Origin of the sequence: Janibacter sp. CX7 (genome assembly GCF_024362365.1) — a bacterium.
Lineage (GTDB): Bacteria > Actinomycetota > Actinomycetes > Actinomycetales > Dermatophilaceae > Janibacter.
This window is the reverse complement of sequence record NZ_CP101464.1, coordinates 2,298,666-2,323,976: the sequence shown is the minus strand read 5'-3', so window position 1 is coordinate 2,323,976 and position 25,311 is coordinate 2,298,666. Positions and strand designations below refer to the sequence as shown.

Below are 25,311 nucleotides of genomic sequence, written 5' to 3'. Positions count from 1 at the left end.
ATCCGACCCATGACACGAGTGCTGCTGGCCGAGGACGACGCTGCCATCTCCGACCCCTTGGCCCGGGCCCTCGTCCGCGAGGGCTACGAGGTGACGGTCCACGAGGACGGGCGCGATGCGCTCGATGCGGCGATCGGCACCCCGCCCGACCTGCTGGTCCTCGACCTCGGGCTGCCCACGCTCGACGGCCTCGAGGTGTGCCGTCGGATGCGCGCCACCGGCTCCGACGTGCCGGTGCTCATCCTCACCGCGCGGGCCGACGAGGTCGACACCGTCGTGGGTCTGGACGCCGGCGCCGACGACTACGTCACGAAGCCCTTCCGCCTCGCCGAGCTCATGGCGCGGGTGCGTGCGCTGCTGCGTCGTCGCTCCGACGACACCGTCGAGCCGACCGGTCCGCTGCGCATCGACGTCGACAGCCGACGCGTGTGGTTCCACGGCGAGGAGCTGGCCCTGACGGCCAAGGAGTTCGCGGTCCTCAGCGTCCTCGTCCGGGAGGCCGGCCGGGTCGTCACCCGTGAGCAGCTCATGGGTGAGGTCTGGGAGACCGAGTGGTACGGCTCGACGAAGGCGCTCGACATGCACATCTCTGTCCTGCGCCGGAAGCTCGGTGACGACGTCGCCGACCCGCGCCACATCGCGACGGTGCGTGGCGTCGGCTTCCGCTTCGACTCGTGACCTTCGCGGGTCAGGCCCGTCGGCTCCTCCTCGCGGCGGTCATCGGGGTCGCTGTCGTCACGGCTCTCGTGCTCGGGAGCGTGGCGCTGGTCTCCGGTGACGGGGGCGAGCACGTCCTCGGTCTCGACCTCGTCGGCTGGACGGTCGTCGCCCCCTTCGTCGGGGTCGTCACCGTCGGTGGCGGCGCCTTCCTCGTCCTGCGGGTCCTCGAGCGGCGCCGGGCGGAGGGCATGGCCTTCATCGAGCGCCAGGTGGCGGCGATCCGCGACGGTGACGGAGCGCTGCCGCGCTCGGTCGTCGGGCTGCGCGACATCGACCAGGTCACCGGCGACCTCGCCCGGCTCGCCGGCGAGCTGGCGCGGCAGCGGGCCCTCGACCGCGACTTCGCCGCCGACGCCTCGCACCAGCTGCGCACGCCGCTGACGGCACTGCTCATGCGGCTGGAGGAGATCGGCCAGACCGACGACCTCGCCGCGATCCGCGACGAGGCGGCTGTTGCCGTCACCCAGGTCGAGCGCCTCACCGGCGTCGTCGACACGATGCGCACGAGGTCGAAGGGGGAGGAGGCCCAGCTGCCCGAGATCTCCCTCGACTCCGTTCTCGCCGGCCTTCAGCGCGAGTACCAGCCGGCCTTCACCGCCGCTCGTCGCGCCATGCGTGTCGACGGTCCGCCCGGGCTCGCCGTGCGCGCCTCGCCGGTCGACCTGTCGCAGATCCTGCAGACCCTGATCGAAAATGCGCTGGCCCACGGCGCCGGTCGGGTCGAGATCGAGATCCGCAGCTCGGGGACCTCGGTGGTCATCGAGGTGAGCGACGAGGGAGAGGGGATCCCTGCAGCGATCGCGCCGCACATCTTCGAGCGCTCGGTGACCTCGCACGGCTCGGGCCTCGGGCTCGGCCTCGCGCGCCAGCTCGCCGAGCGCAACGGTGGCCGTCTCGAGCTCGTCCAGGCCCAGCCGGCGGTCTTCTGCGTCTTCCTCTCCGGCCCCGGCAGCCGCTGACAGGCCCGAAGCCGTAAGACTCCGCAAAACCCTAGGGTCTTGCGGAGTTGGACCCGGTGAACTCTGCAAGACCCTAGGGTCTTGCAGAGTTGTCAGGTGGGGGAGTCGTCGCTCTCGAGGGGTGAGGTGTCGACGTCCATCGGTTCGTTGGCGAAGACGAAGCGCCGGTAGGTCCAGAAGCGGAAGAGCGTGCCCAGGCCGATGCCGATGACCGTCGCGATGTTGTCCGCGAGCCGGGTCTCGAAGCCCAGGACGTAGTGCGAGATGACGAGGCAGGCCGTCGAGATGACCAGGGCCAGGCCGTTGACGACGAAGAAGAGCGTCACCTCGTGGTGGACCGGGCGGGAGCGCCGGTGCGCGAAGGTCCAGCTGCGGTTGCCGAACCACGCGAAGAGGGTCGCCGCGACGCCGCTGAGGAGGCGGGCCGTCGTCGGCTTGCCCTCGAGGACGGTGTGGGTCAGCAGGTTCATCCCACCGAGGTCGATGACGAAGGAGATCGCGCCGACGAGGCCGAACTTCGCGACCTCGTGCCAGATCGTGTCGACGAGGCGCCCGAGGCCGCCGCGGCGGCGTGCCGGGGTCACGTCGTCCGCGGTGTCGGGGGCCGCCTGGGTGGAGTCGGGCATCTCGTGCAGGGTAATCCGCGACGGTGACACTTGGTGGCACCGTATCCTCGGCACGTGTCGATCCCCCCACGTGCCCCCGGAGGTTTCCCAGTCGTCGGTGTGATCGGTGGTGGTCAGCTGGCGCGGATGTGCGCCGGCCCCGCGGCCGAGCTCGGCGTGACGCTGGCGGTCCTCGCCGAGGCGAGCGATGCCTCGGCGGCGCTCGTCACCCCCTTCGCCCCGGTCGGGGACCACACCGACGTCGAGACGGTCCGCGACTTCGCCCGCCACTGCGACGTGGTCACCTTCGACCACGAGCACGTGCCCGCGCCGGTGCTGCAGTCCCTCGTCGCCGACGGCGTCGCCGTCCACCCGACCCCCGAGGCCCTCGTGCACGCGCAGGACAAGCTCGTCATGCGGCGGGCTCTCACCGACGCCGGCGTCCCCTGCCCGCGGTGGGCCCCGGCGGAGAGCGAAGGGGAGGTCCTCGCCTTCGCGGAGGAGGTCGGCTGGCCGGTCGTCGTCAAGACCCCCCGCGGCGGCTACGACGGCAAGGGCGTGCTCGTCGCCGACGGCATCGACGACGTGCGCGACTGGCTCGCCGCTGCGGCCGAGCGCGGCGAGCAGCTGCTGCTCGAGGAGGCCGTCCCCTTCGTCCGTGAGCTCGCGGTGCTCCTCGCCCGCAGCCCCTCCGGTCAGGCCGCCGCCTGGCCCGTCGTCGAGACCGTGCAGACCGACGGGATCTGCACCGAGGTCATCGCCCCGGCGCCGGACCTGCCGGCCGAGGCCGCCGAGGCGGCCACCCTCGTCGGGCTCGACATCGCCGCGGCCCTGGGCGTCACCGGGGTCATGGCCGTCGAGCTCTTCGAGCTCGCCGACGGCTCGGTCGTCGTCAACGAGCTCGCGATGCGTCCGCACAACTCCGGCCACTGGAGCATGGACGGGGCGGTGACCGGGCAGTTCGAGCAGCACCTGCGGGCCGTGCTCGACCTTCCGCTCGGCTCGCCGCGTGCCCGCGAGCCGTGGACCGTCATGGGCAATGTCCTCGGCGGCGAGCCCACCGACCTCTACCCGACCTACCGGCACCTCATGGCCCGCGACCCGGAGCTCAAGGTGCACCTCTACGGCAAGGCCGTGCGCCCCGGCCGCAAGATCGGCCACGTCAACGTCAGCGGCACCGACCTGGCGGACCTGCGCGAGCGGGCCCGTCACGCGGCGGACTACATCCAGGGAGTGATCACCGAATGACCAGTGACAGCAGCAGCCCGCGCGTCGGTCTCGTCATGGGCAGCGACAGCGACTGGCCGACGATGGAGGCGGCCGCCGAGGTGCTCGAGGACTTCGGCATCGCCTTCGAGGCCGATGTCGTCTCCGCGCACCGCATGCCCACCGAGATGGTCGAGTACGGGCAGCAGGCCGAAGGGAGGGGCCTGCGGGTGATCATCGCCGGCGCCGGCGGCGCCGCGCACCTGCCCGGCATGCTCGCGTCGGTGACGACCCTGCCGGTCGTCGGCGTGCCCGTGCCCCTCAAGCACCTCGACGGCATGGACTCGCTGCTGTCGATCGTGCAGATGCCGGCCGGCATCCCCGTGGCGACGATGGCCGTCGGGGGAGCCCGCAACGCGGGGCTGATGGCCGTGCGCATCCTCGCCGCCGGCGAGGGCGAGGAGGCGCAGCGTCTGCGGTCGGCCCTGGCGAACTTCGCCGCGGACCTGTCGGCCCAGGCCCATGCGAAGGGGGAGCGCCTGCGTCAGCGGGTGGCCGCCGGTCGTGCGCCGGCGCCGGAGACCTCCGAGCGGGCCTGACCCCCTTCGCTCGGGTCGGTCAGCGCGCGGCGCCCTCGTTGCGCAGCTGGCGCCACTCGATCTTGGGGCAGGTGTTCATGACGACCTGCAGGCCGGCCTCCTTGGCGCGGTCGGCCGCGGCCGGGTCCTCGACGCCGAGCTGCATCCAGATGGCGTCGATCTGGAGGCGGTCCTTGTTGGCGATCGCCTCGTCGACGAGGGCGCCGACCTCGCCGCTGTTGACGAAGAGGTCGATGACCTTGACGTCGCCGTCGGGGATGTCGGAGATCGAGGCATATCCCTGGTCGCCGTCGACCGCCTCGGCCGAGTGGTGCACGGGGATGATCGCCTTGTGCATCTCGTACTTCAGCCAGCGGGCCACGCGGTAGGCATCGCGGTCGGTGTTGCTGCTCAGGCCCACGACCACCCAGGTGCCCGGGTCCGCGATGAGGCGCCGCATGATCTCCGTGTCGTTCTTGTGCGTCAGGCTCATGTGACCCATCCAACGCCCCCGCGCCGGGGGAATCAACGGCCCACGCCACGCCGGGACGCGGAATGTCATGCCGGTCGGACATAATGCGCCCGGGAGTACACCCCAGACCCGAGCGCAGTGAGGAATCACGTGACTACCAAGATCGCCGTCGTCGGGACCGGTTATGTCGGCCTGTCCATGGCCGTCCTGCTGGCCCAGCACAACGAGGTGGTCGGTTTCGACATCGACGCACGCCGCGTCGAGATGCTCAATGCCGGCACCAGCCCGATCCAGGACGAGAAGATCATCGACTTCCTCGCCCACCGTGAGCTCGACCTGACCTTCACCCTCGACAAGGAGCAGGCCTACGCGGGCGCCGACTTCGTCGTCATCGCGACGCCGACGGACTACGACCCGGACACCAACTACTTCAACACCAGCTCGGTCGAGGGCGTCGTGCGCGACGTCATGGAGATCAACCCCGACGCCGTCATGGTCGTCAAGTCCACGATCCCCGTCGGCTTCACCGCCGGTCTGCGGGAGAAGCTCGGGACCGACAACCTGATCTTCAGCCCCGAGTTCCTGCGCGAGGGCAAGGCCCTGGAGGACAACCTCCACCCCAGCCGCATCGTCGTCGGCGAGGTGAGCGACCGCGCGCAGCGCTTCGCCGACCTGCTCGTCGAGGGCGCCGAGGACACCGACACCCCGGTGCTGCTCACCGACTCCACCGAGGCCGAGGCGATCAAGCTCTTCGCCAACACCTACCTCGCGATGCGCGTCGCCTACTTCAACGAGCTCGACACCTTCGCCGCGACGCACGGGCTCAACACCCGCCAGATCATCGACGGCGTCGGCCACGACCCGCGCATCGGCACGCACTACAACAACCCGTCCTTCGGCTACGGCGGCTACTGCCTGCCCAAGGACACCAAGCAGCTGCTGGCCAACTACCAGGACGTCCCGCAGAACCTCATGCAGGCGGTCGTCGACTCCAACCGCACCCGCAAGGACTTCGTCGCCGAGGACATCCTGCGTCGCCAGCCCAAGGTCGTCGGCGTCCACCGCCTGATCATGAAGTCCGGCTCGGACAACTTCCGCGCCTCCTCGATCCAGGGGATCATGAAGCGCCTCAAGGGCAAGGGCGTGCAGGTCGTCATCTTCGAGCCCGCCCTGCAGGAGGACGAGTTCTTCGGGTCGAAGGTCTACCGCGACCTCGAGGACTTCAAGTCCGTCTCCGACGTCATCATCGCCAACCGCCGCACCGCGGACCTCGAGGACGTCGCCGACAAGGTCTACACCCGCGACCTCTTCGGCACCGACAGCTGAGCCGTTTCGCCGTCCCCCCTTCGCTCCGGTTGCTCCGGTCGAAGGGGGACGGCTGCGCCCGCCGAAGTCCTGCGTTGCGTACATGCCTCACGGTGGCGTGACCGACTTCGGCTTGATGTGCGCAGCCATCCCCCTTCGACCTGCGCCTGATCATGACTGGCGTCGGCGTGTTGTGGGTAGGCGACAGACGTCGTCGTGGGTCTTGTCGTTGAACACCTGTGCAAGGCCGTTGGGGCGGCCGGTAGCATCACGGCCGTGAGCGCGAATCCCGACTTCGACATGTTCCGTACCTCCGAGGACCACGAGGCGATCCGTGAGGCCGTCAGGGCCGTCGCGGAGGCGAAGATCAAGCCCTTCGCCGCCGAGGTCGACGAGGAGTCCCGCTTCCCGAAGGAGGCCAACGAGGCCCTCATCGCGAGCGACTTCCACGCCGCCCACGTGGCGGAGGAGCACGGCGGCGTCGGTGCCGACGCCCTCGCCGTGTGCATCATCATCGAGGAGGTCGCCCGCGTCTGTGCGTCGTCCTCGCTCATCCCCGCGGTCAACAAGCTCGGCTCGATGCCGGTGATCCTCGGCGGGTCCGAGGAGATCAACGCCCGCTACATGCCGCGCCTGGCGAAGGGGGAGGGCTTCAGCTACGGCCTCTCCGAGCGTGAGGCCGGCTCCGACACCGCGGGCATGAAGTGCAAGGCCACCAAGGACGGCGACGACTGGATCCTCAACGGCCAGAAGGCCTGGATCACCAATGCCGGCGAGTCCGAGCTCTACACGGTCCTCGCGGTCACCGACCCCGACGGCCCGCGCGGCAACAACATCTCGGCCTTCGTCGTCGAGAAGTCCGACGAGGGCTTCGGCTTCTCGGAGAAGGAGCGCAAGCTCGGCATCAAGGGCAGCCCGACGCGTGAGCTGCACTTCGACAACTGCCGCATCCCCGGCGACCGCATCGTCGGCGCCGAGGGCGAGGGCCTGAAGATCGCCCTGCGCACCCTCGACCACACCCGCGTGACGATCGGCGCCCAGGCCGTCGGCATCGCCCAGGGCGCGCTCGACGAGGCGCTGGCCTACGTCAAGGAGCGCCAGCAGTTCGGCAAGCACATCGCCGACTTCCAGGGCATCCAGTTCATGCTCGCCGACATGGCGATGGAGCTCGAGGCCGCCCGCCAGATGGTCTACGTCGCGGCGGCGAAGTCCGAGCGCCACGACGCCGACCTGTCCTTCTTCGGTGCCGCGGCGAAGTGCTTCGCCTCGGACGTCGCCATGAAGGTCACGACCGACGCCGTCCAGCTGCTCGGCGGGGCGGGCTACACCCGCGACTTCCCGCTCGAGCGGATGATGCGCGACGCCAAGATCACCCAGATCTACGAGGGCACCAACCAGGTCCAGCGGGTCGTCATGGCGCGGCAGCTGCTCAAGGGTCTGCCCACCGCGCGCTGACTACGCGCCCCCGCGCGGGGCGAGATCCCCGGCGCCGCCCGGCGCACGACGAAGGGCCCGAGTCCATCCGGACTCGGGCCCTTCGTCGGTCTGACGGTGTGGGCGGGGCTCAGCCTTCGTAGGTGTAGAAGCCGCGACCGGCCTTGCGGCCGAGGAGGTTGGCGTCGACCATGCGCTGCAGGAGCGGCGGGGGAGCGTAGAGCGGCTCCTTGAACTCCTCGTAGAGCGACTGGGCGACGGCCATCGTCGTGTCGAGACCGATGAGGTCGGCGAGGGCGAGCGGGCCCTGCGGGTGCGCGGCACCGAGCACGAAGCCCTGGTCGATGTCCTCGGCGGTGGCGAAGCCCGACTCGTACATACGGATCGCGCTGAGGATGAAGGGGATGAGCAGGCTGTTGACGACGAAGCCGGCGCGGTCCTGGCAGGTGATGGCGTGCTTGCCGAGGTCACCGTCGACGTAGGCCCGGGCGCGCTCGACCGTCTCGTCGGCGGTCATGAGCGAGGGCACGAGCTCGACGAGCTTGAGGACCGGCACGGGGTTGAAGAAGTGGACGCCGAGCACGTTGGCCGGGCGCTTGGTGACCGTCGCGAGCTTCATGATCGGGATCGAGCTGGTGTTGGACGCGAGGATCGCCTCGGGCGAGGAGACGATCTCGTCGAGCTGCTTGAAGAGCTCGACCTTGGCCGCCTCGTCCTCGAGGATCGCCTCGACGACCATCTCGCGGTCGGCGAGCTCGGTGAGCTCGGTGACGACCCGGATCCGGCCCAGCACCTCGTCGGCCGACTCGATGCGGCCGCGCTCCTGCGCGCGTCGCAGCGACTTCTCGAGGCGGCCGCGCCCGGCGTCCGCCCGCTCCTGGTCGGACTCGACGACGACGACGTCGGAGCCGGCTCGGGCGCACACCTCGGCGATGCCGGCACCCATGAGGCCGCACCCGACCACCCCGATCTTCTGCAGCGTGTTGTCCATGCGCTCACGGTATCCGGTGTGTGACACCCCTCACCCACCGGGATCCGGGCATAGCCTGCAGGGGAGGTCACCACCGTCGAGGAGGTCAGATGAGAGTCGCCCTCATGGCCACGTGCATCGGGGACACGATGTTCCCGGACGTCGCGAAGGCCACCGTCCGACTGCTGGAAAGGTTGGGAGTGGAGGTCGACGTGCCACCGGGGCAGACCTGCTGCGGCCAGCCGATGATCAACACCGGCTACTTCGACGAGGCCGAGCCCGTCGTGCGCTCCTACGCGAGCACCTTCGCCGACTACGACGCCGTCGTCCTCCCTTCGGGCTCCTGCGCCGGAAGCGTCCGCCACCAGCACGAGATCATCGCGCGGCGCTCCGGCGACGCGGAGCTCGTCGCCGCGGTGGAGCGCCACGGACCGCGTGCCCACGAGCTGTCGGAGTTCCTCGTCGACGTCCTCGGGGTCACCGACGTCGGAGCGTCCTTCCCGCACTCGGTCGCCTACCACCCGACCTGCCACTCGCTGCGGATGCTCGGTGTCGGGGACCGGCCACGACGGCTCCTCGAGGCGGTCCGCGGCCTCGAGCTGCGCGAGCTGCCGCAGGAGCGGGAGTGCTGCGGCTTCGGCGGCACCTTCGCCGTGAAGAATGCCGACGTCTCCGCCGCCATGGGGCAGGACAAGGCGGCCCACGCCATCGAGTCCGGCGCCGAGGTGCTCGTCGCCGGGGACTCCTCCTGCCTCATGCAGATCGGCGGGATCCTCTCCCGTCAGGGGTCGCCAGTGCGCACGATGCACCTCGCCGAGGTGCTCGCCGCGACCGAGGAGGTGCCCGCATGAGCGCCACCTTCCTCGGGATGCCGCCCTTCCCGGAGGCGGCCGTCGACGCGCTGGCCGACGACCAGCTGCGGCGCAACCTGCACAAGGCCACCCACACCATCCGTGACAAGCGCGCCGACGTCATCGGCGAGCTCGACGACTGGGAGGGCCTGCGCACGCGGGCCGCGAGCCTCAAGGACCGCGCCCTGCACGACCTCGACACCCAGCTCGTGCGGCTCGAGGAGCGGCTCACCGAGCGCGGGGTGACCGTGCACTGGGCCCGCGACGCCGAGGAGGCCTGCCGGATCGTCGGCGACATCGCCGAGGGCCACGGCGTCGACGAGGTCGTCAAGGTCAAGTCGATGGCCACCCAGGAGATCCAGCTCAACGAGGCCCTCGAGGCCCGCGGGATCTCCGCGTGGGAGACCGACCTCGCCGAGCTCATCGTCCAGCTCGGGCACGACCTGCCGAGCCACATCCTCGTGCCCGCGATCCACCGCAACCGCACCGAGATCCGCGACATCTTCACCCGCGAGATGGGGCAGGTCGGCCGGCCGGCCCCCGACGACCTCACCGACGACCCGGCCGCGCTCGCCGAGGCCAGCCGGCTGCACCTGCGGGAGAAGTTCCTACGGGCCAAGGTCGCCGTCTCCGGCGCCAACTTCGCTGTCGCGGAGACGGGCTCGCTCGTCGTCGTCGAGTCCGAGGGCAACGGACGGATGTGCCTCACGCTGCCCGAGGTCCTCGTCAGCGTCGTGGGGATCGAAAAGGTCGTGCCCACCTGGGACGACCTCGACGTCTTCCTCCAGCTGCTGCCGCGCTCGAGCACGGGTGAGCGGATGAACCCCTACACCTCGACCTGGTCGGGGGTCACCGAGGGCGACGGCCCGCAGCAGTGTCACGTCGTGCTGCTCGACAACGGCCGCACCCGGGCGCTCGCCGACGAGGTCGGCCGGCAGGCCCTGCGCTGCATCCGCTGCTCGGCCTGCCTCAACATCTGCCCCGTCTACGAGCGCACCGGCGGCCACGCCTACGGCTCCGTCTACCCGGGGCCGATCGGCGCGATCCTCAACCCGCTGCTCAAGGGGGTCGGCGAGAGCGAGCAGGTGGACTCCCTCCCCTTCGCCTCCAGCCTGTGCGGTGCCTGCTACGAGGTCTGCCCGGTGAAGATCGACATCCCGAGCGTCCTCGTCGACCTGCGCGCGCAGGTCGTCGACGCCCACCGGGAGGATCGGATCCCGGGTCCCGAGGCGGCCGCGATGAAGGCCACGGCCTGGGCCTTCTCCGATGCTCGCCGGCTCTCGCTCGGGCAGCGCGCGAGCGGGCTCGCCGGCCGGGTGCTCGACCGGGTCAGCCGACGCGACAACGCCTCCGGCAGACCGATGCTCGGCTGGCTGCCCTCGGTGGGGCACAAGTGGACGCAGTCACGGGACATGCCGGTCCCGCCCCGGCAGTCCTTCCGGCAGTGGTGGAAGGGGAGGTCGCGATGAGCAGCGCACGTGAGGAGATCTTGGCCGCGGTGCGTGACGCGGTCCGCGGGGCCGAGCAGGTCGAGGCCCCCGAGCCGCAGCCGACCCTGCCGCCGCCCGACCCGGGGCAGATGCTCGACCGCTTCGCCGAGCTGGTGAGCGACTACCGGGCGACCGTCGTGCGCTGCCGCTCCCACGACGTGCCCGTGCAGGTGCTCACCGCGTTGCGCGGCGCCGAGCGGGTCCTCGTCCCCGACGGGGTCCCCGACGCCGTCCGTGAGGCGGTCGTCGGCCGGCTGGGCGAGGACGCGGTGTCGACGGGAGATGTCGACGACCACGACGTCGAGGGCTTCGACAGCGTCGTCACGACGTGCGCCGCCGGCATCGCCGCGACCGGCACCGTCGTGCTCGACCACGGCGAGGGCCAGGGGCGTCGGGCGCTCACCCTGCTGCCCGACCGGCACGTCGTCATCGTGCGCGCCAGCCAGGTCGTCCCCGACGTGCCCCACGCCGTGCGGCGCCTGGACCCCCTTCGCCCGCAGACGTGGATCAGCGGGCCCAGCGCCACGAGCGACATCGAGCTGAGCCGCGTCGAGGGCGTGCACGGACCGCGCACCCTCGTCGTCCTGCTCGTCGGCGACTGAGGCGCTCCCTTCGAGACGGCCGCGGGCGGCCTCCTCAGGGAGCGGGTGGTGACGGCCGCGGGCGGCCTCCTCAGGGAGCGGGTGGGTGACACCCGCGGGCGGCCTCCTCAGGGAGCGGGTGGGCTCAGCTGTCGTCGGGCTCGACGGTGATCGACCGGTCGTTCTTCAGGTCGTCGAAGAGCTTCGGCGCCTGCTCCTCGTCCCACTGCACCGCCGAGCCGACGGGCGTGGGCAGGTTGTTGTTGGAGATCGGCACGGTCACCGAGTTGCCGTCGCCCTTGGCGATGCTGCGGAAGGCCCAGAAGGCACGCGCCGTGCCGAACATCGAGTCGTCCTCGCCGACGGTGAGGGCGCCGGCGCTGTCCTTGCCGAGGGAGTGGATCTTCCACGGCTGCAGCACCGTCGAGGGCGTGGCGATCTTGCCCATGAGGGCACCGAGGAACTGCCGCTGCCGCTTCGCCCGCCCGAGGTCACCCTCGGGGTCGGAGTAGCGGGCGCGCACATAGCCCAGGGCGGTCTTGCCGTCCATGTCCTGGCAGCCCTTCTTGAGGTTGATGTGCGCCTTGGGGTCGTCCATGTCGTTCTTGACGCAGATGTTGACCCCGTCGACCGCGTCGACGACCTGCGCGAAGCCGCCGAAGCCGATCTCCATGTAGCCGTCCATCTCGAGCCCGGTGTTGTGCTCGATGGTCTGGCTGAGCAGCTTGGGCCCGCCGATGCTGAAGGCGGCATTGATCTTGTTCATGCCGTTGCCCGGGATCTCGACGTAGGAGTCGCGGGGGATCGACAGCAGCGTCGACTTCCCGCCGCCGGTGTGCAGCACGAGGATCGAGTCGGTGCGGGCCCCGCCGGTGTCGGAGCCGGTGCCGAGCTCGCGACGCTCCTCGTCGGTCAGACCGGCGCGGGAGTCGCTGCCGACGAGCAGGACATTGCGCCCCTCGCTGTCGGGGTGCGGCCCGGGCGGGGTGGCGTCGACCTTCGCGACGTTGGACCAGGCGCTGTTGACCGCCCAGACCATCGCGCCGCCCCACACGAGGGCGAGGACGAGGACGCAGATCCCCAAGGTGCGCAGCGGGCGGCGCCGTCGGCCGGGTCCGCCGGTGTCCGCGGGGCGGGCTGCCGGGCGGCGGGGACCTCCGGGTGCCTTCGGGCCGGCGGGACCACCGCTGGCCGGACGACGGGGGCGCTCCACCGCGGGGCGCGAAGGGGGAGTCCCGGCGGGCATGACCCGCGTCCGGGGCTCCTCGACGGGCCGGCGGGACGAGGCCGCGGCCGGGCGGGGGCGCCCCTGGGCAGCCGGCTGCTGGCGCGGGCGCTGCTGGAGGGCGGGGCGCTCGCCGGAGGCGGGGACGGGCGGCCGGGTGCGCGCCGCTTGCCGGTCGGGATGGCCCGCGCGGTCTCGTCGTCGGCACGGCCGCGACGGACGTCGAAGGTCATCGCGTCGTCGTCGGGCCGACGGCCGGACGAGCGGTCGCCGGAGGGCCGACGCGGGCGGGAGGGGCGTTCAGGCATGCCGACGAGGATAAGAGCAAAGGCTGGCAGGTCGCCGGACGAGAGCGGCGAGTCCGAGATGAAGCGACGGTGACGACCTTCATACTGGAGCGCGTGTCCCCCCGAGTCAGCGTCGTCATGCCCGTGCTCAACGAGGAGCGTCATCTCGCCGACTCGGTCCGGATGGTCCTCGGTCAGGACTGGCCCGGCGAGCTCGAGGTCGTCCTCGCGCTCGGGCCCTCCTCCGACCGCACGGACGAGGTCGCGGCCCGGCTGGCGGCGGCCGACGCGCGGGTGCGCACCGTCGCCAACCCCAGCGGCCGCACCCCGGACGCGCTCAACGCGGCGATCGGCGTGTCGACCGGTGAGGTCGTCGCCCGGGTCGACGCGCACGCCGAGATCCCCGTCGACTACCTGAGCCGGGCTGTCGCCGCCCTCGAGGAGACCGGGGCCGACAACGTCGGCGGGATCATGGACGCCGTCGGCACCACTCCGCTGGAGCGGGCGATCGCCTGCGCGATGAAGAGCCCCCTCGGCGTCGGGGGAGCGCGCTTCCACACCGGCGGTGGCGCCGGCGAGGCCGACACGGTCTACCTCGGCGTCTTCCGTCGCTCGGCGCTGGAGCGGGTCGGCGGCTACGACCCGCACTTCGCCCGTGCCCAGGACTGGGAGATGAACCACCGCATCCGCGAGAGCGGTGGTCGCGTGTGGTTCACCCCCGAGCTCGTCGTCACCTATCGCCCGCGGTCCTCCCTTCGCCGGCTGGCCGACCAGTACCTCAACTACGGCCGCTGGCGCCGGGTCGTCGCCCGCCGCCACCCCGGCACGGCCAGTGCCCGCTATCTCGCGCCGCCGACGATGGTCGCCGGCACCCTCGCCGCGACGGCGCTCGGTGCCGCGTGGCGTCCCGCCTGGCTCGTGCCGGCCGGGTACGCCGCGGCCGTGACCGTCGGTGGATGGATCATCTCGAAGGGGGAGGACCCCGCCGTGCGCGTGCGGGTCCCGGCCGCCATCGCGACGATGCACTGGGCGTGGGGCATCGGCTTCCTCACGAGCCCCGCGCACCTGTCCGAGGGTCTTCCGCCCCGGACCTGAGGGGAGGACACTCGGTCCATGGACAGGCTCGGCGCCGGCCGTACGGCACGCTCCGTGGTCGCGGCGGTGGGGTCACTCGTGATGACCGCCGTGCTCGCGACCCCGGTCGTGGCTTCCGCACGTCCGACTGGTGCCGCGACCGGCGCGGCCGGCTCGGCTGCTGCCAGGAGCGCCGCGACCTCGGCGGCCCCCGCGTCCTGGACGCTGTCGGGCAGCGGCTTCGGCCACGGGGTCGGCATGAGCCAGTACGGCGCGCTCGCCCAGGCCAAGGCCGGCCGCAGTGCAGGGCAGATCCTCGCGAGCTACTACACCGGCACGACCTACGACCAGGTGCCCGACACCCAGACGATCCTCGTCAACATCGTCAGCGGGGCGACGACGACGACCGTGAGCGGCCGCTCCACCGGCACCAACGGCGGGAAGCTGACCGTCACCGCCGGCGGCCGCACGCTCACCGCGCCCGCGGGCCAGTCGGTCACGCTGCGCCGCAGCGGCAGCGCGGTCGCCGCCACGTGCTCGACCTGCTCGACGACCTCGGTGAGCGGGACCTCGGTGCAGGTGACCTGGGACCAGTCACGCACCGACCTCGGGCTCGGCACGAGGAGGTACCGTCACGCCCCCTTCGTCGTCACGCCGACACCGGGTGCGGCCACGATCCAGGGTGTGCTGCAGCTGCGGCTGGCCGACGAGTACCTCGACCAGGTGCGCGAGGTGCCGTGGGCCTGGCCCGAGGCGGCCCTCGAGGCGCAGGCGGCCGCGGCCCGCAGCTATGCCCTGCGCAAGGTCCAGGCCGGCGTGCGAGCGGAGTGCGCCTGCCACGTCGTCGACGGCGTCGGTGACCAGGTCTACGGACCCGTGCCCGAGGGCAGCGAGGCCTCCTTCTGGCCCCGCTGGCAGACGGCGGTGCGGGCGGGCGGCAGCGCGACGACCGGCTTCGTCCCCCGCTACGGCGGGCAACTCATCGAGGCGCTCTACTCGTCCTCCTCCGGAGGCCGCACCGTCAACAACGAGGACGCCTTCCCCGGCGCGACGCCCGTGCCCTACCTGCGCTCGGTGAGCGACCCGTGGAGCACGACCGCGGACAACCCCCGGCGCCGCTGGACGACGACGGTGACCGGGGCCCAGCTCGCCCGGGCCTTCGGGCTGACCGACGTCGTGCGGCTCGACCTGTCCCAGCGCACCTCGGCAGGGACCGTGCGCACGGCCGTCGCGACCTCGTCGACCGGTGCCGTGCGCAGCCTCGGCGGTGAGGCGCTGCGCCGGGCGCTCGGCCTGTCCTCCTCGTCGATCCACCGGGCGACCGAGCGGGTGGGCGGCAGCAGCGCGAGCGACCTCGCCGCGGCCACCGCGCGGGCGGCGCCGAGCACGGCGTCGACGGTCGTCATCGCCAGCACCTACGAGGAGGACGTCGCCCACCTCGTCATGGCCCGGCCCCTGGCCGGTGCCCTGCGGGCGCCGCTCCTGCTCTCGGGGCGGGGGCAGCTGACCTCGGCGACGGTCCGCGAGCTCGACCGTCGCGGCTCGCGGATCACCCGCGCCTACGTCGTCGGGGGATCGACCCTCGTCGGGTCGCCCGTCGTCAGCCAGCTGCGGGCGCGCGGCATCACCGTCACCCGGGTCGGCCAGGCGGACAAGGACGCCACGGGTGCGGCCGTCGTCGACCTCATGCGCCAGCAGGGGCCGATCACCGTCGCGGGCGTCTCGACGCAGGCGAGCGTGCCGGCTGCCGGAGCCTTCGGCGCCGTCGCGGGGCCGCGGCGCGAGCCGGTCGTGTGGGCGGGCGCCACCCGCGTCGGGTGGCAGTCGCGGGCGGCGCTGCGCCGCGCCGGGGTGACGACGGTGCGTCTGCTCGGCCCGTCGAGCCGGATCTCCACCGCGGTCGCCCAGGACCTCACGGGTCACGGGCTGCGGATCATGCGCTTTGCCGGCGCCGGGCACGGCGACGTCTCCGCGGAGCTGGCCGAGTACTTCCGCAACTCCTACACCGGCACCCGCGTCGTGCTCGCCCGCACCTCGTCGGACCGCACGAGCGATGCCGCGCTCGCGGCGGGCTACCGCGCGCCGGTCCTCGTCGTCACGACCGCTCCGGGAGCGTCGGTCACCACCCTCGTCCAGCGCCAGCCTCAGTGGCCCACCGTCGTGGCCTTCGGTCCGAGCGCTCGGGTGGGATCGACGACGCTCACCCGGGTCAGGGATGCCTGACCCGGGTGAGCGTGGCGCGGGCCGTGCCCGCCGTGCGGGTGCGACCCGCGGTGTGTCGGTGGCTCGTCAGTCGAGCTCGATGCGCAGGGGGGCGCCCGTGCGCTCGACGACCTCGTCGACGGTGACGCCCTCGGCGACCTCGCGCAGCACGAGCCCGTCGGGCGTGACGTCGATGACGGCGAGGTCGGTGATGATCCGCTGGACGACGCCCTTGCCGGTGAGGGGCAGCTCGCACTCCTGCAGGATCTTGTGCGAGCCGTCCTTGGCGACGTGCTCCATGAGGACGAAGACCTTGCGGGCGCCGTGGACGAGGTCCATCGCGCCGCCCATGCCCTTGACCATCTTGCCGGGGATCATCCAGTTGGCGATGTCGCCGTTGGCGGCCACCTGCATCGCGCCGAGGATCGCCGCGTCGACCTTGCCGCCGCGGATCATGCCGAAGCTCGTGGCGGAGTCGAAGATCGAGGCGCCCTTGCGCAGGGTCACCGTCTCCTTGCCCGCGTTGATGAGGTCGGCGTCGACGTCCTCGTCGGCGGGGTAGGCCCCGACCCCGAGGATCCCGTTCTCGGACTGCAGGACGATCTCGACGTCGTCGGGCACGTAGTTGGGCACGAGCGTGGGCAGCCCGATGCCGAGGTTGACGTAGTCGCCGTCGGACAGCTCCGCGGCGGCGCGGGCGGCCATCTGCTCACGGGTGCGCGCCATGTCAGGCACCTTCCTTCGTCGCGTCGGTCTTCGTCGTCACGGTGCGCTTCTCGATGCGCTTGTCGGCGGCCTGCTCAGGGGTCAGGGGCACGACCCGCTGGACGTAGATGCCGGGCAGGTGGATCGCGTCGGGGTCGAGCTCGCCCGGCTCGACGAGCTCCTCGACCTCGGCGACCGTCAACCGCCCGGCCATGGCGCACAGGGGGTTGAAGTTGCGCGAGGTCGTCCGGAAGACGAGGTTGCCGTGACGGTCGCCCTTCCAGGCGCGCACGAGGGCGAAGTCGGTGGCGATGGCCTCCTCGAGGACGAACTCGTGGTCCTCGGTCACCGTCGTGCCGTCGGCCTGACGCGAGGCGACGGCGAAGCTGCGGGTCTCCTTGGCGGGGGAGGCGATCGCGATGTTGCCCGCGTCGTCGTAGCGCCACGGCAGGCCGCCGTCGGCGATCTGGGTGCCGACGCCCGTGCGGGTCCAGAAGCCGGCGATGCCGGCGCCGCCGGCGCGCAGCTTCTCCGCCAGGGTGCCCTGGGGGGTCAGCTCGACCTCGAGCTCACCGGAGAGGTACTGCCGGGCGAACTCCTTGTTCTCCCCGACGTAGGAGGAGACCATCCGGCGGATCTGGCCGCCCTGGAGGAGCAGGCCCAGGCCCCAGTCGTCGACGCCGCAGTTGTTGGAGACGCACTCGAGCTCCTTCACCCCCTTCGCCTGCAGCTGGGCGATGAGCACGCTCGGGATCCCGCAGAGCCCGAAGCCGCCCACCGCGAGCGTGGCACCGTCGGGGATGTCCGCGACGGCCTCGGCTGGTGAGGAGACGACCTTGTCCATGGTCCCGACCGTAGTCCCTCGCCACGTGGCCACGGATGGGGCCCCGCCACACCGATCCCGGGGCGAAGGGGGCTCCCGCGCCACTCGTCGTCGACGGCCGGGGTCGCCGCCGCACCCAAACCACAGGGACGTAATTAGCTCAGTGGGGCTGGCGTGTCTTGTGTGACTCGTGGAATAAGAGTGACTGGCTGTGATGTCTGGGATCGCTGTGACGAGTGTGACGAGACGGTCGGGACGAGACACCACGCCACCGCCCGTCGGGTTCCCCTGCCCGCTTCCCACCCAAGGAGCCTCCGCGTGTCACGTTCCGTCCGCCTGGTCGGTGCCGCTCTCATCCCGGCCTTCACCCTGCCCGCGGCCACTGCGGCCACCGCCCGGACCAGCGCCGTCCCGGAGCCTCCCGTCAACAACAACCTGCCGAAGGAGCTGGATGTCGCCTCGCCATACATCCCGCAGTCGGTGTGCGACCCGGACCCCAAGCCCGGCGTCACCGCCTTCGCCCGGCTCATGGCCAACCACTACGACGAGTTCAACTACGGCATCTCCCGGGCCTGCAACTACGGCCTGACCGAGCACTCCGAGGGCCGTGCCCTCGACTGGATGCTCAACGCCTACGACCCCCACGAGCGGGCGGTCGCCGATGGCGTCATCACCTGGCTGCTCGCGCCCGACGCCGAGGGCCGCCCGGCGGCCATGGCGCGCCGCTTCGGGATCATGTACATCATCTGGAACCGCCAGATCTGGGGGACCTACAACATGAGCGCCGGCTGGCGTGCCTACAACGGCGTCAGCCCGCACACCGACCACATCCACTTCTCCTTCAGCTGGGACGGCGCGATGCAGCGCACGTCGTGGTGGACCGGCAAGGCCTGGACCGGGGTGACGACGACCCCGGGTGGCCCCGCCGGCCCGGTCGTCGACCCGGACTCCTACCCGACCCTGAGGGTGGGCGCCTCCGGCCCCGACGTGCAGCTGGCCCAGGGCGTCATCGGCGTCACCGCCGACGGTGTCTTCGGCCCGGCGACCGAGTCGGCCCTCAAGACCTGGCAGAAGGCCAACGGCGTGCCCGTCACCGGCGTCCTCGACGAGGCGACGTGGAACCGCATGGTCCTGCTCGGCAAGATCCCCGCCCGCGGCGACGACAAGGGCGGCGACCTCGCGGAGCACATGAACACCTCGATCCGCCTCGGGTCGACGGGCGAGGCGGTCAAGGCCCTGCAGCGCACCCTGCGGATCACCGTCGACGGCGCCTTCGGGCCCGCGACGGAGAAGGCCGTGCGCAACTTCCAGACCGACAAGCAGCTGCGCGTCGACGGCATCGTCACCAACAACGTGTGGAAGGCGCTCGCCGGCGTCCCCTACACGAAGAACGGCACGCCCCCGGCCACCGAGGACACGACCGAGCACCCGAAGATCACCACGCCCAAGGGCTCGGCGCCGCCGGCCTCGGCGGTCGTCGTCACCAGGACCGAGTTCGCCGACCTGCGCTCGACGGTCCTGGCCACCGGCGCGCGCGGCGCCGCGGTCAAGGTGCTGCAGCGCGCTCTCGGCGGCGTGGCCGTCGACGGCGCCTTCGGCAGCGGGACGGAGCGGGCGGTCCGCAGCTTCCAGAAGTCGGCGGGCCTGCGCGAGACGGGCATCGTCGAGGAGCGCACCTGGGCAGCCCTCGAGGCGAGGCAGTACCCCTTCCTCTCCTACCGCCGCACGGTGCTCAAGCCCGGCTCGACCGGCTACCCCGTCGAGCTCGTGCAGCGCTACCTCGGACTGCCCGCGGACGGGAAGTTCGGCACCGCCACCCAGGACGCCGTGCGTGCCCTGCAGGGCCGCCACGGGCTCTCCCGCACCGGCTACGTCGGGGCCGTCACGTGGCAGGCCCTCGAGCGCGAGGTCCGCGCGCGTCGCGGCTGAGCCACGGCACGGCACCCCGACGGAGGGCGTCACCGCTCAGGCGGTGACGCCCTCCGTCTGCGCCCGGCGGGCGAGGGTCTCCTCGTCGACCGCACCGAGGTGGACGACGAGCGAGCCGCCGGCGGACCACACCGCCAGGGCCGTGACGAGCAGGGCCTGGGCCGAGGGGTCGACGAGCTGCACCCGGGCGCCGTCGTCGATCGTCGAGCCGGAGCGGGCCATGTCGACGACGTCCGCGTAGGAGGTCTCCTCGTCGGCCAGACGAAGGGCGGTGTCGTCGCCCTCGGGCTCGGCCCAGGGCGTGAAGAGGTCGCCGTGGGTCGCGAGGTCGGCGGCCTCGTCCATCACCCCGTCGGGGACCGGCGCGTCCGCGCGGCGGGCCAGGGCTGCCCGGGTCACGAGCACTGCGGGTGCGTCGTCGGGCAGCCGCTCGGGGTCATCGGTGACGACGAGGTCGGCGGGGCCGGCGCCCTCGAGGTCGACGACCGCGCCGACGGACCACGCGGCCCACGCCCAGTAGAGGAGGCGCCAGTGCGGGCGCATCGCGAGCCGCACGACCGAGCCGGGCTCGAGGTCCCACTCCTCCTGCATCGCATTGGCCGCCTTGCTCACCCAGGTGCCGAGCACGCGGCCCGACAGCTCGACCCGCTCTCCGGCCGTCGGGCCCGGCTGGTCGTCGTAGCAGGTGATCCGCGGGGCGGCGGAGTCGGTGCGGTTGACGGTGGCGAGGACCTCTGCGGGAGTGGGCATGCGCCCAGCCTACGAACCGCGCCCACCCGCGCCGGATAGCGTGGCCGCCGTGGACCCCGCCCCGCGTGATCTCGCCCCGCCGCTCGAGCGTCTCGTCGTCACCGCGGCGCTGTGGGTCCTCCTCCTCGGCTTCGCCGGGGCGGTCATCGCCTGGCTGGGTGCCTGGGTGCCGCTCGTGGGCCTGCTCACCGCGCTCATCGCCGCGGCCCTCGCCTGGCGCCTGTCGGCGCTGCTCCCGCGGCCCGGGGGGACCCCCCTTCGTCCTGCGCCGGCCGCGGCCCTCGTCGTCGGGGTGCTCGCCGTCACCGTGTGGACCGGCGTGACGCACTCCGAGCAGGTCATGCCGCGGCGCGACTCCGCGAGCTATCTGCAGGCGACGATCTACCTCGCCGAGACCGGGGTGCGGCCGGTCGCGATCGACCCCGAGACGATCGGCGGACCGCAGACGCTCGCCGACGAGGGGCTGACCCTGGAGTCGCCGGCCTTCTACGAGACCGGGTCGCCGCAGGACCCGACGGTCCAGCCGCAGTTCATGCCCGGCCCCGCGCTCGTCTACTCGCTGCCGTGGTGGGCCGGGGGAGCGACCCCGACCCTGTGGGCGCCGGCCGTCCTCGGAGGTCTCGCCCTGCTCGCGATCGGGCTGCTCGTCGCCCGGACGGTCGCGCCGTGGGCGGCGCCGGTGGCCGCTGTGCTCGTCGGGCTCTGCTTCCCGTGGTTGCACACCTCGCGCTCGACCTACTCCGAGCCGCTGGCGGGGCTGACCCTGGCCGCGGGCTTCCTCGCCCTGACGCTCCTCGCCCGCGCCGCCGACGAGCCCCACACGTCGCAAGACCCCAGGGTCTTGCGACGTTCCGGGACCACGACATCGCAAAACCCTAGGGTCTTGCGGGGTTCGGGGGCGTGGGCCGGAGCGGCGGTGCTCGCGGGCGCGCTCGTCGGCGGCACCTCGATCGTGCGCATCGACGCCCTGCGCGAGACGATGCTGCTCATCCCCGTCGCCGCCGCCCTCCTCGCCCGCGGGCGTGGCTGGGGGCGGCACCTGCTCGTCGGCGCCATCGGGACGACGCTCGCCGGCTTCGCCGTCGCCGGGGCGATGAGCTGGCGCTACCTCGGCGAGATCGGCGCCTCCCTCGTCCCGCTCGTCGGGCTCGTCGTCCTCATGTCCCTGCTGTGCTGGTGGCTGCTACGGCGCTCGCGGCGCGGCTGGTCGCTGCCGGTCGCGGTGACGTCGAGCCTGCCGGTGCTCCTCCCGGCCCTCGTCGTCCTCGTCGGGGTGGGGCTCTCCCTTCGCCCGCTCGTCATGACGGTGCGGCAGGACCCCCGCGACCCCGGCGCGATGTACGTCGCCCGGATGCAGGCCGAGCTGGGCCTGCCCGTCGACGGCGGCCGCACCTATGCCGAGCACTCCGTCGACTGGCTCGCCTGGTGGGTCGGACCCGCGGCCGTGGTCATCTCGCTCGTCGTCCTCGCCGGCCTGTGGCGTGCCCTCGGTACCTGGTGGGCGAAGGGGGTACCCCTCCCGTCGTGGGGTCCGGCCCTCGTCGTCACGACCGGCTCGACGCTGCTCACGCTGTGGCGCCCGGGGATCACCCCCGACCACCCGTGGGCGGACCGGCGCCTGCTCGTCGCGCTGCCGCTCGCGATCGTCCTGGCCGTCGCCGGCGCCGTGTGGGCCGGACGGTGGGCCGGTGCCCGGCACGGGCGAGCCATCGGCGGCGCGGTCCTCGCCGTCGCGCTCGCCGTCACCGCCGTGCCCACGGCCCTGGCGACCTGGCCGCACCGCACGGAGCGCGTCGAGGACGGGGGACTGGCGGCCGCCCGGACCTATTGCGACGCCCTCGCGCCGGGCGACGTCGTCCTCGCCGTCGACGACTGGGCGGTCAACCACTGGACCCAGATCACTCGCGGCATGTGCGGCGTGCCGAGCATCGCGACGACGGGCCGGCTGCGCGACGACCCGCAGCAGGTGCGGGCCGCAGCCGAGCGGCTCGACGAGCGGGTGCGCGAGCGGGGTGGCCGGCTGCTCCTCGTGGCCCACCGGGAGCGCGCCAGCCTGGACGACATCGGCGCGACGGACGTGCGCACGGTGCTCGACACGACCCTCATGGAGGACCCCCACGTGCTGACGACCCGCCCCGAGCGGCTGGACCCGTTGCACCTCACCGTGTGGACGGGTCGTGTCGCCCGGTGACCCGGGGGACCGTCGCATAGGCTGCCCACGACATGGATGACGCCACGTTGAAGATCGCGGTCGTCGGGCCGACGCACCCCTACAAGGGCGGCGTCGCCTCGCACACGACGACCCTCGCCCACGAGCTCGAGGCGGCCGGTCACGACGTGACGCTCGTGTCGTGGAGCCACCTCTACCCGAGCTTCTTCTACCCCGGCGAGCAGTCCGTGCCGAGCTCGGGGGACCCGGACGTGCCGCCCTTCCCCCGCACGGTGCGGGCGCTGTCGTGGGCCCGCCCCGACTCGCTCGTGCGGGCCGGGCGGCGGCTGCGCGACGTCGACATCATCGTCGTCGTGCACGTCATCCCGCCCGTCGTGCCGCTGCACCTCACCCTGCTGCGGGCCGCCGGCGTCGGGCGCACCGCGATGACCGGGCGCGGGCCGCGCAGCGTCGTCATCGCGCACAACGTCCTGCCGCACGAGCCGCACCCCGGTGACGCGGCGCTCATGCGCACCTTCTTCCGCCGGGTCGACGCGGTCGTCGTCCACTCCGCCGAGCAGTCCCGGCTCGCCCGCGAGCTCGACGCCGAGCACGTCGTCGTCACCGACCTGCCGCCGCACCTGCCGGGCGGCGAGCCCGTCGAGCGCCCCGAGCACCGCGGCCCGGCCCGGCTGCTCGCCCTCGGCCTCGTGCGGGGCTACAAGGGCATCGACGTCCTCATGCGGGCGATGCTCCGCGTGCCCGACGTGACGCTCACCGTCGCAGGGGAGATCTGGGGCGACGCCGGCGACGAGATCCGGCGGCTGGCCGAGCACCGCAGCCTGCGCGACCGGGTGCAGATCCACAGCGGCTACGTCCCCGCCGAGCGGATCGCCCCGCTGCTCGCGCAGCACGACGTGCTCTCCCTCACCTATCGCAGCGCCACCGCGAGCCAAAATGTCCTGCTCGCGCACCAGCACGGGCTGGCCGTCCTCGCCTCCGACGTGGGGACCTTCGGCGACCAGGTCGACGACGGCGTCGACGGGCACCTCGTGCCGCCCGAGGACGAGGACGCGATCGTCGCCGTGCTCGAGCGGCTGCGCGACCCCGACGAGGTCGCCCGCCTGCGCGCCGGGGTCACCCCACCCGACCTGCAGGCCCCCTGGGCCCGCTACGTCGGCACCCTCGAGGCCCTGAGCGCCCCCGACGTCCTCGCCGACCCGACGCTCGCCGCGCCCGTGCGACGCCAGTCGCGCCTGGGGCGCGTCGCCGACCGCGCCGAGGACGTCGTCGCCCTCGCCCGGCTCGCCCGCGACCGGCGGCGCCCGCGCCTCGAGCTGACCCCCGGCGACTTCCCCTCGTGGTTGCGCGCCACCGACGTCCTCGCCCACGACGACGAGGCCCGCCGCGCCCGCGAGCTGGCCCGCGACCTCGGCCTGCCGCGCGGCGCCGACGAGATCAGCGAGTGGGCCGCGCTCGGTGCCCTCGAGGTGCTCATCGGCATGCGCGACGAGGGCCGGCGCGAGGCCCTGATCATCGACGCATCCGGCAGCGGGTCCCCCTTCGGCCGCTGGGCCCGGGCCGCCGGCTACGCGCCGGTCGAGGTCGAGCTCACCGGCGCCCGCTCGTCGATGACGCTGCTCGACGTCGACACCGCGACCCTCGACGTCGTCACCCGGCTGCACCCGGACGACGCCTCCGCCGCCGACATCGACGAGACCTTCACCCAGGCCGGGTGGGCGCTGCGCTCCGGCGGCCTGCTGTGCCTGACCCTGCCCGTGGGTGGTCAGGGCGACGACGTCATCGGCGGAGCGGCCGACCTGCGGGCGGTCATCGCGCGCGCGGCCGACGTCGGCTTCGCCCTCGTCGGCGACGTCGACGGAGACCTCACGGCCCGGCTGCGGCACGCCTCGCGCGTGAGCGCCGACCCCGACGCGGCGCACGCCCTCGTCCGGCTCACCCTGCGACGCCGATGAACCGCGACGAGGCGGGGGCGCCCCCGGCGCCCGGGCGCACGACGCGCAAGCGCGCGCTCGACGTGCTGCGCATCGGCTTCCTCGTCCTCGTCCTCGTCGCCGTCGGCATCGCGCTGTGGCGCAACTGGGCCGAGGTGCGCGGCGACCTCGGACGCATCGGACCCGTGACCCTCCTCGCCGCGACCGGCCTGGCGATGCTCTCGCCCTTCTTCACGGTGCTCGGGTGGCGGGTGCTGCTCGCCGACCTCGGCTCACGGCTGCACATCGCGCCGGCGAGCGGGGTCTTCTTCGTCGGCCAGCTCGGCAAGTACCTGCCCGGCTCGGTGTGGTCGGTCGTCGTCCAGACCGACATGGCCCACCGGCTCGGCGTGCCCCGGCGACGCACGGCGATCGTCGGCCTGCTGACGATCGCCCTCTCCGCGCTCACCGGCATGATCCTCGGCCTGCCGGCACTGCCGGTGCTGCTCACCCGCGGCGACGCGGTCGTGCCGTGGTGGGTCCTGCTGGCCATCATCGCCGTCCTCGGGGTGCTGCTGTGGCCCCCGGTGCTCAACCTCGGCATCCGCACGATGCTTCGCCTGCTGCGCCGCGACCCGCTCGAGCACGACCTCACCCACGCTGCGGTCGGCCTGTCGAGCCTGTGGTTCGCCACCTCGTGGCTCGTCGGCGGCCTGTCGGTGTGGGTCATGGCGCGCAACCTCGCGCCCGACGACGCCGACGCCTCCCGCCTGCTCCTCGTCGCCGTCTCGGGCTACCTGCTCGCGGCCGGGATCGGGATGTTCAGCATCGTCGTGCCCGCCGGCGTCGGCGTGCGCGACGTCGTCCTCGTCGTGCTGCTGGCGACGACGATGCCGGTGTCCGCGGCGACGGCCGTCGTCGTCGTCGCCCGATTCCTCACCGTCCTCGCGGACGTCGTGTGGGCGGCCATCGGCTGGCTCTGGGCGAAGACGCACCATCTGCTCCCTTCGTCCCCCGGGACGGCGGGCCCCGACCCGACACCCTCCCCGCAAGGAGACTGAC

General features: G+C 72.7%; 22 protein-coding genes. 15 read left to right on the top strand and 7 right to left on the bottom strand.

Annotated elements, in window-relative coordinates; translation table 11 throughout:
• Window positions 1-9 precede the first annotated feature (9 nt).
• Window positions 10-678: a response regulator transcription factor gene (locus tag NMQ01_RS11420; RefSeq protein ID WP_255184050.1), complete on the top strand. Its 669-nt coding sequence runs from the start codon at window positions 10-12 to the stop codon at window positions 676-678.
• Window positions 675-1,679 (top strand): sensor histidine kinase KdpD, encoded by a 1,005-nt coding sequence (locus NMQ01_RS11415; RefSeq protein ID WP_255184049.1) that lies wholly within the window; start codon window positions 675-677, stop codon window positions 1,677-1,679. Before NMQ01_RS11420 ends, NMQ01_RS11415 begins: the two co-directional genes overlap by 4 nt.
• A 92-nt stretch (window positions 1,680-1,771) precedes the next feature.
• Here NMQ01_RS11415 and NMQ01_RS11410 read toward each other — a convergent pair whose 3' ends face one another.
• Complete coding sequence (locus NMQ01_RS11410; protein WP_255184048.1) at window positions 1,772-2,305, bottom strand: GtrA family protein; 534 nt, start codon at window positions 2,303-2,305, stop codon at window positions 1,772-1,774.
• 54 nt (window positions 2,306-2,359) lie between these two features.
• Between NMQ01_RS11410 and NMQ01_RS11405 the strand changes: the two genes are divergently transcribed.
• Window positions 2,360-3,532: a 5-(carboxyamino)imidazole ribonucleotide synthase gene (locus NMQ01_RS11405; RefSeq protein ID WP_255184047.1), complete on the top strand. Its 1,173-nt coding sequence runs from the start codon at window positions 2,360-2,362 to the stop codon at window positions 3,530-3,532.
• Window positions 3,529-4,089 carry a 5-(carboxyamino)imidazole ribonucleotide mutase gene (purE, locus tag NMQ01_RS11400; RefSeq protein WP_255184046.1) on the top strand — a complete coding sequence of 187 codons (561 nt, stop codon included), beginning with the start codon at window positions 3,529-3,531 and terminating at the stop codon, window positions 4,087-4,089. The genes NMQ01_RS11405 and purE overlap by 4 nt, the downstream gene beginning before the upstream one ends.
• 19 nt (window positions 4,090-4,108) lie before the next feature.
• On the opposite strand, the gene NMQ01_RS11395 is transcribed toward purE, so the two are convergent.
• Window positions 4,109-4,561: a CoA-binding protein gene (locus NMQ01_RS11395; RefSeq protein ID WP_369694812.1), complete on the bottom strand. Its 453-nt coding sequence runs from the start codon at window positions 4,559-4,561 to the stop codon at window positions 4,109-4,111.
• Window positions 4,562-4,690: 129 nt separating this feature from the next.
• Between NMQ01_RS11395 and NMQ01_RS11390 the strand changes: the two genes are divergently transcribed.
• Complete coding sequence (locus NMQ01_RS11390; RefSeq protein WP_255184044.1) at window positions 4,691-5,866, top strand: nucleotide sugar dehydrogenase; 1,176 nt, start codon at window positions 4,691-4,693, stop codon at window positions 5,864-5,866.
• A gap of 255 nt (window positions 5,867-6,121) precedes the next feature.
• Entirely contained in the window at window positions 6,122-7,300 is a 1,179-nt protein-coding gene (locus NMQ01_RS11385) for an acyl-CoA dehydrogenase family protein (RefSeq protein WP_255184043.1), read from the top strand.
• A gap of 109 nt (window positions 7,301-7,409) precedes the next feature.
• Here NMQ01_RS11385 and NMQ01_RS11380 read toward each other — a convergent pair whose 3' ends face one another.
• Window positions 7,410-8,270: a 3-hydroxybutyryl-CoA dehydrogenase gene (locus NMQ01_RS11380; RefSeq protein ID WP_255184042.1), complete on the bottom strand. Its 861-nt coding sequence runs from the start codon at window positions 8,268-8,270 to the stop codon at window positions 7,410-7,412.
• Between the two features lie 89 nt (window positions 8,271-8,359).
• Here NMQ01_RS11380 and NMQ01_RS11375 point away from each other — a divergent pair, with 89 nt between their 5' ends.
• The 3 genes from NMQ01_RS11375 to NMQ01_RS11365 are packed head-to-tail and all read left to right on the top strand — an operon-like array spanning window position 8,360 to window position 11,192.
• Window positions 8,360-9,100: a (Fe-S)-binding protein gene (locus NMQ01_RS11375; protein ID WP_255184041.1), complete on the top strand. Its 741-nt coding sequence runs from the start codon at window positions 8,360-8,362 to the stop codon at window positions 9,098-9,100.
• Entirely contained in the window at window positions 9,097-10,569 is a 1,473-nt protein-coding gene (locus tag NMQ01_RS11370) for a lactate utilization protein B (protein ID WP_255184040.1), read from the top strand. Before NMQ01_RS11375 ends, NMQ01_RS11370 begins: the two co-directional genes overlap by 4 nt.
• Window positions 10,566-11,192: an LUD domain-containing protein gene (locus tag NMQ01_RS11365; protein ID WP_255184039.1), complete on the top strand. Its 627-nt coding sequence runs from the start codon at window positions 10,566-10,568 to the stop codon at window positions 11,190-11,192. Before NMQ01_RS11370 ends, NMQ01_RS11365 begins: the two co-directional genes overlap by 4 nt.
• A 124-nt stretch (window positions 11,193-11,316) precedes the next feature.
• Here the strand turns inward: NMQ01_RS11365 and NMQ01_RS11360 are convergent, their stop codons facing one another.
• A complete protein-coding gene (locus tag NMQ01_RS11360; RefSeq protein WP_255184038.1) occupies window positions 11,317-12,417 on the bottom strand; it encodes an LCP family protein in 1,101 nt (366 codons plus the stop codon).
• A gap of 380 nt (window positions 12,418-12,797) precedes the next feature.
• Between NMQ01_RS11360 and NMQ01_RS11355 the strand changes: the two genes are divergently transcribed.
• Together NMQ01_RS11355 and NMQ01_RS11350 are read left to right on the top strand one after the other, a co-directional pair.
• On the top strand, window positions 12,798-13,778 hold the full coding sequence (locus tag NMQ01_RS11355) for a glycosyltransferase family 2 protein (protein ID WP_255184037.1): 981 nt from the start codon (window positions 12,798-12,800) through the stop codon (window positions 13,776-13,778).
• Window positions 13,779-13,796: 18 nt separating this feature from the next.
• Complete coding sequence (locus NMQ01_RS11350) at window positions 13,797-15,980, top strand: SpoIID/LytB domain-containing protein (protein WP_255184036.1); 2,184 nt, start codon at window positions 13,797-13,799, stop codon at window positions 15,978-15,980.
• 66 nt (window positions 15,981-16,046) lie between these two features.
• Here NMQ01_RS11350 and NMQ01_RS11345 read toward each other — a convergent pair whose 3' ends face one another.
• Window positions 16,047-16,685 carry a CoA transferase subunit B gene (locus NMQ01_RS11345; RefSeq protein WP_255184035.1) on the bottom strand — a complete coding sequence of 213 codons (639 nt, stop codon included), beginning with the start codon at window positions 16,683-16,685 and terminating at the stop codon, window positions 16,047-16,049.
• Between the two features lies 1 nt (window position 16,686).
• Window positions 16,687-17,508 carry a CoA transferase subunit A gene (locus NMQ01_RS11340; RefSeq protein ID WP_255184034.1) on the bottom strand — a complete coding sequence of 274 codons (822 nt, stop codon included), beginning with the start codon at window positions 17,506-17,508 and terminating at the stop codon, window positions 16,687-16,689.
• 297 nt (window positions 17,509-17,805) lie between these two features.
• Between NMQ01_RS11340 and NMQ01_RS11335 the strand changes: the two genes are divergently transcribed.
• Complete coding sequence (locus NMQ01_RS11335) at window positions 17,806-19,416, top strand: peptidoglycan-binding protein (protein ID WP_255184033.1); 1,611 nt, start codon at window positions 17,806-17,808, stop codon at window positions 19,414-19,416.
• A 36-nt stretch (window positions 19,417-19,452) separates the two neighbouring features.
• On the opposite strand, the gene NMQ01_RS11330 is transcribed toward NMQ01_RS11335, so the two are convergent.
• Window positions 19,453-20,166, bottom strand: coding sequence for a TIGR03089 family protein (locus NMQ01_RS11330; protein ID WP_255184032.1), 714 nt, complete (start codon window positions 20,164-20,166; stop codon window positions 19,453-19,455).
• 49 nt (window positions 20,167-20,215) lie between these two features.
• Here NMQ01_RS11330 and NMQ01_RS11325 point away from each other — a divergent pair, with 49 nt between their 5' ends.
• From NMQ01_RS11325 to NMQ01_RS11315, 3 genes are read left to right on the top strand one after another with little or no spacing between them, the layout of a single operon-like run.
• Window positions 20,216-22,357 carry a hypothetical protein gene (locus NMQ01_RS11325; protein ID WP_255184031.1) on the top strand — a complete coding sequence of 714 codons (2,142 nt, stop codon included), beginning with the start codon at window positions 20,216-20,218 and terminating at the stop codon, window positions 22,355-22,357.
• Window positions 22,358-22,389: 32 nt separating this feature from the next.
• On the top strand, window positions 22,390-24,291 hold the full coding sequence (locus tag NMQ01_RS11320) for a glycosyltransferase (protein WP_255184030.1): 1,902 nt from the start codon (window positions 22,390-22,392) through the stop codon (window positions 24,289-24,291).
• Window positions 24,288-25,310: a lysylphosphatidylglycerol synthase domain-containing protein gene (locus tag NMQ01_RS11315; protein ID WP_255184029.1), complete on the top strand. Its 1,023-nt coding sequence runs from the start codon at window positions 24,288-24,290 to the stop codon at window positions 25,308-25,310. Before NMQ01_RS11320 ends, NMQ01_RS11315 begins: the two co-directional genes overlap by 4 nt.
• Window position 25,311: the final 1 nt, after the last annotated feature.